We start from the raw sequence: 5,580 nt of genomic DNA on the forward strand, positions 1-5,580 counted from the left end.
GGGCTTCAAAAAAAGTTTGGCGGTTCTTGAAAAATCGTGTGATAATCTAAGGCTTCGCTGATCGCAGTGAAGTTGGCAAGGAAGGCGGGGAGAGTTGCCTGACTTGTTGGGATCCTTAAAAACATACAGCCGATAAGCGTGGGCGTTTGAGGCGAATGGTCGAGTTCTTCGGAACGAAGCCTTTCAGGCTTTAAATGCTCATGAGAATAGAAGTGAAGTTCACTTCAATTCCGTTTTTATGAGTTTGTCTCGCGAGAGACGTTAAATTCAAGATCGAACTATAGAGTTTGATCCTGGCTCAGATTGAACGCTGGCGGCATGCCTTACACATGCAAGTCGAACGGCAGCACGGGAGCAATCCTGGTGGCGAGTGGCGAACGGGTGAGTAATACATCGGAACGTGCCCAATCGTGGGGGATAACGCAGCGAAAGCTGTGCTAATACCGCATGAGATCTACGGATGAAAGCAGGGGACCGCAAGGCCTTGCGCGAATGGAGCGGCCGATGGCAGATTAGGTAGTTGGTGAGGTAAAGGCTCACCAAGCCTGCGATCTGTAGCTGGTCTGAGAGGACGACCAGCCACACTGGGACTGAGACACGGCCCAGACTCCTACGGGAGGCAGCAGTGGGGAATTTTGGACAATGGGCGCAAGCCTGATCCAGCCATGCCGCGTGCAGGATGAAGGCCTTCGGGTTGTAAACTGCTTTTGTACGGAACGAAAAGGCTTTCTCTAATAAAGGGAGCTCATGACGGTACCGTAAGAATAAGCACCGGCTAACTACGTGCCAGCAGCCGCGGTAATACGTAGGGTGCAAGCGTTAATCGGAATTACTGGGCGTAAAGCGTGCGCAGGCGGTGATGTAAGACAGTTGTGAAATCCCCGGGCTCAACCTGGGAACTGCATCTGTGACTGCATCGCTGGAGTGCGGCAGAGGGGGATGGAATTCCGCGTGTAGCAGTGAAATGCGTAGATATGCGGAGGAACACCGATGGCGAAGGCAATCCCCTGGGCCTGCACTGACGCTCATGCACGAAAGCGTGGGGAGCAAACAGGATTAGATACCCTGGTAGTCCACGCCCTAAACGATGTCAACTGGTTGTTGGGTCTTCACTGACTCAGTAACGAAGCTAACGCGTGAAGTTGACCGCCTGGGGAGTACGGCCGCAAGGTTGAAACTCAAAGGAATTGACGGGGACCCGCACAAGCGGTGGATGATGTGGTTTAATTCGATGCAACGCGAAAAACCTTACCCACCTTTGACATGTACGGAATTTGCCAGAGATGGCTTAGTGCTCGAAAGAGAACCGTAACACAGGTGCTGCATGGCTGTCGTCAGCTCGTGTCGTGAGATGTTGGGTTAAGTCCCGCAACGAGCGCAACCCTTGTCATTAGTTGCTACATTTAGTTGGGCACTCTAATGAGACTGCCGGTGACAAACCGGAGGAAGGTGGGGATGACGTCAAGTCCTCATGGCCCTTATAGGTGGGGCTACACACGTCATACAATGGCTGGTACAAAGGGTTGCCAACCCGCGAGGGGGAGCTAATCCCATAAAGCCAGTCGTAGTCCGGATCGCAGTCTGCAACTCGACTGCGTGAAGTCGGAATCGCTAGTAATCGTGGATCAGAATGTCACGGTGAATACGTTCCCGGGTCTTGTACACACCGCCCGTCACACCATGGGAGCGGGTTCTGCCAGAAGTAGTTAGCCTAACCGCAAGGAGGGCGATTACCACGGCAGGGTTCGTGACTGGGGTGAAGTCGTAACAAGGTAGCCGTATCGGAAGGTGCGGCTGGATCACCTCCTTTCTGGAAACAATGCCGTTCAAATTGAACGCCCACACTTATCGGTTGTTGGAAGAGGTCGATTTGTTTCGGCCACGGGTCTGTAGCTCAGCTGGTTAGAGCACCGTCTTGATAAGGCGGGGGTCGTTGGTTCGAGCCCAACTAGACCCACCATCTTCTGATATCCAAGTGAGAGGACATCGGGGGATTAGCTCAGCTGGGAGAGCACCTGCTTTGCAAGCAGGGGGTCGTCGGTTCGATCCCGTCATCCTCCACCATCATTCTGGTAGATTCTTCAACACCAAAGCGGCTTTGTGCGAAAGTGCGAGGCCTCTTTGTTGTTGATCGAGATTGTTCGATCAATCGGCTGTTCTTTAAAAATTCATAGAGTCGAATCAGCGTTGCTGATGGAAACTGCACATTCGTAAAGGTTTAGTGCGGACCGTGCCATCAGCAGCAAGAATTTTTGATTGCGTCAAATGAACTTCACTTCGAAGCAATTCGAATGAAGACGGCATAACGCGTCAGGTGAAAGACCTGACACATTCCTTGATGGACTTTGGTTTCTGTGAAGAAACGTCAAAGTTATAGGGTCAAGTGAATAAGAGCATGTGGTGGATGCCTTGGCGATGATAGGCGACGAAGGACGTGATAGCCTGCGATAAGCTTCGGGGAGCTGGCAAATTAGCTTTGATCCGGAGATTTCCGAATGGGGAAACCCACCGAAAGGTATCGTTATCTGAATACATAGGGTAGCGAGGCGAACCGGGTGAACTGAAACATCTCAGTAGCTCGAGGAAAAGACATCAACCGAGATTCCGAAAGTAGTGGCGAGCGAAATCGGAAAAGCCTGTTAGTGATAGCACGAGACTTAACGGAGCGGCTTGGAAAGGCCGGCCATAGTGGGTGATAGCCCCGTACGTGAAAAGACTTGTGTGGTACTGAGCTGACGAAAAGTAGGGCGGGACACGAGAAATCCTGTCTGAAGATGGGGGGACCATCCTCCAAGGCTAAATACTCATCATCGACCGATAGTGAACTAGTACCGTGAGGGAAAGGCGAAAAGAACCCCGGGAGGGGAGTGAAATAGATCCTGAAACCGCATGCTTACAAAAAGTCGGAGCCCGCAAGGGTGACGGCGTACCTTTTGTATAATGGGTCAGCGACTTACATTCAGTGGCAAGGTTAACCGAATAGGGAAGCCGTAGAGAAATCGAGTCCGAATAGGGCGTCTAGTCGCTGGGTGTAGACCCGAAACCAAGTGATCTATCCATGGCCAGGATGAAGGTGCCGTAACAGGTACTGGAGGTCCGAACCGACTAGTGTTGCAAAACTAGCGGATGAGCTGTGGATAGGGGTGAAAGGCTAAACAAACTTGGAAATAGCTGGTTCTCTCCGAAAACTATTTAGGTAGTGCCTCAAGTATTACCGTCGGGGGTAGAGCACTGTTTTGGCTAGGGGGTCATGGCGACTTACCAAACCAAGGCAAACTCCGAATACCGACGAGTACAGCTTGGGAGACAGAGCACCGGGTGCTAACGTCCGGACTCAAGAGGGAAACAACCCAGACCGCCAGCTAAGGTCCCTAAAATTGGCTAAGTGGGAAACGAAGTGGGAAGGCTAAAACAGTCAGGATGTTGGCTTAGAAGCAGCCATCATTTAAAGAAAGCGTAATAGCTCACTGATCGAGTCGTCCTGCGCGGAAGATGTAACGGGGCTAAGCCAGTTACCGAAGCTGCGGATGCACAGTTTACTGTGCGTGGTAGGAGAGCGTTCTGTAAGCCTGTGAAGGTGCGTTGTAAAGCGTGCTGGAGGTATCAGAAGTGCGAATGCTGACATGAGTAGCGTTAAAGGGGGTGAAAAGCCCCCTCGCCGTAAGCGCAAGGTTTTCTACGCAACGTTCATCGGCGTAGAGTGAGTCGGCCCCTAAGGCGAGGCAGAGATGCGTAGCTGATGGGAAACAGGTCAATATTCCTGTACCGATGTGTAGTGCGATGTGGGGACGGATCTTAATAGGTCATCCGGGTGTTGGATATCCCGGTTTAGTTGGAAGTAGGCGTGCGTTAGGCAAATCCGGCGCACATATACCGAGGCCAACGATCGAGCCAGCTTGCTGGTGAAGTGACTGAACGAGGTTCCAGGAAAAGCCACTAAGCTTCAGCTGCACACGACCGTACCGCAAACCGACACTGGTGCGCGAGATGAGTATTCTAAGGCGCTTGAGAGAACTCAGGAGAAGGAACTCGGCAAATTGACACCGTAACTTCGGAAGAAGGTGTGCCCTATTAGTGTGAAGTGAACAACGGAGCATGAATGGGTTGCAAAAAATCGGTGGCTGCGACTGTTTATTAAAAACACAGCACTCTGCAAACACGAAAGTGGACGTATAGGGTGTGACGCCTGCCCGGTGCTGGAAGATTAAATGATGGGGTGCAAGCTCTTGATTGAAGTCCCAGTAAACGGCGGCCGTAACTATAACGGTCCTAAGGTAGCGAAATTCCTTGTCGGGTAAGTTCCGACCTGCACGAATGGCGTAACGATGGCCACACTGTCTCCTCCTGAGACTCAGCGAAGTTGAAATGTTTGTGATGATGCAATCTCCCCGCGGAAAGACGGAAAGACCCCATGAACCTTTACTGTAGCTTTGTATTGGACTTTGAACAGATCTGTGTAGGATAGGTGGGAGGCTTTGAAGTGCGGTCGCTAGATCGCATGGAGCCAACGTTGAAATACCACCCTGGTGTGTTTGAGGTTCTAACCTAGGTCCATCATCTGGATCGGGGACAGTGCATGGTAGGCAGTTTGACTGGGGCGGTCTCCTCCCAAAGCGTAACGGAGGAGTTCGAAGGTACGCTAGTTACGGTCGGACATCGTGACGATAGTGCAATGGCATAAGCGTGCTTAACTGCGAGACTGACAAGTCGAGCAGATGCGAAAGCAGGACATAGTGATCCGGTGGTTCTGTATGGAAGGGCCATCGCTCAACGGATAAAAGGTACTCTGGGGATAACAGGCTGATACCGCCCAAGAGTTCATATCGACGGCGGTGTTTGGCACCTCGATGTCGGCTCATCTCATCCTGGGGCTGTAGCCGGTCCCAAGGGTATGGCTGTTCGCCATTTAAAGAGGTACGTGAGCTGGGTTTAAAACGTCGTGAGACAGTTTGGTCCCTATCTTCCGTGGGCGCTGCAGATTTGAGGAAGCCTGCTCCTAGTACGAGAGGACCGGAGTGGACACACCTCTGGTGTATCGGTTGTCACGCCAGTGGCATTGCCGAGTAGCTAAGTGTGGAAGAGATAACCGCTGAAAGCATCTAAGCGGGAAACTCGTTTCAAGATGAGATCTGCCGGGGCCTCGAGCCCCCTGAAGAGTCGTTCTAGACCAGGACGTTGATAGGTCGGGTGTGGAAGCGCAGTAATGCGTTAAGCTAACCGATACTAATTGCTCGTGCGGCTTGACCCTATAACTTTGATCTCCAAGATCAAGGTGTTATGCCAAGTGACGCAGTCAAATACCAAGCTGATTTAACTCTATGAATTCGCCGTCTTGACCTCAACACCAAGACAGCAACCCTTTATGCCTGATGACCATAGCGAGGTGGTCCCACTCCTTCCCATCCCGAACAGGACAGTGAAACGCCTCAGCGCCGATGATAGTGCGGGTTCCCGTGTGAAAGTAGGTCATCGTCAGGCTCTTACAGCCACAAAAAGCCCAACCAGCAATGGTTGGGCTTTTTGCTTTGCACGTCGTAAGCGCGCGGTGATCCCGTCTTGAGCTGCGGGCTTGTGTCCATG

The 5,580-nt window shown here is 51.9% G+C and carries 2 tRNA genes and 3 rRNA genes; all 5 read left to right on the forward strand.

What is annotated here, in order from left to right:
* Positions 1–275: 275 nt before the first annotated feature.
* A 16S ribosomal RNA gene (locus tag APY03_RS36285) occupies positions 276–1,810 on the forward strand.
* 73 nt (positions 1,811–1,883) lie between these two features.
* Positions 1,884–1,960 (forward strand) — tRNA-Ile (locus APY03_RS36290).
* 28 nt (positions 1,961–1,988) lie between these two features.
* Positions 1,989–2,064: transfer RNA gene (locus tag APY03_RS36295), tRNA-Ala, on the forward strand.
* Positions 2,065–2,377: 313 nt separating this feature from the next.
* Positions 2,378–5,248 (forward strand): 23S ribosomal RNA (locus tag APY03_RS36300).
* Between the two features lie 117 nt (positions 5,249–5,365).
* Positions 5,366–5,478, forward strand: a 5S ribosomal RNA gene (rrf, locus tag APY03_RS36305).
* The 16S, 23S and 5S rRNA genes sit together here with 2 tRNA genes alongside, the layout of an rRNA operon.
* Positions 5,479–5,580: the final 102 nt, after the last annotated feature.

Origin of the sequence: Variovorax sp. WDL1 (genome assembly GCF_001541225.1) — a bacterium.
Lineage (GTDB): Bacteria > Pseudomonadota > Gammaproteobacteria > Burkholderiales > Burkholderiaceae_C > Variovorax.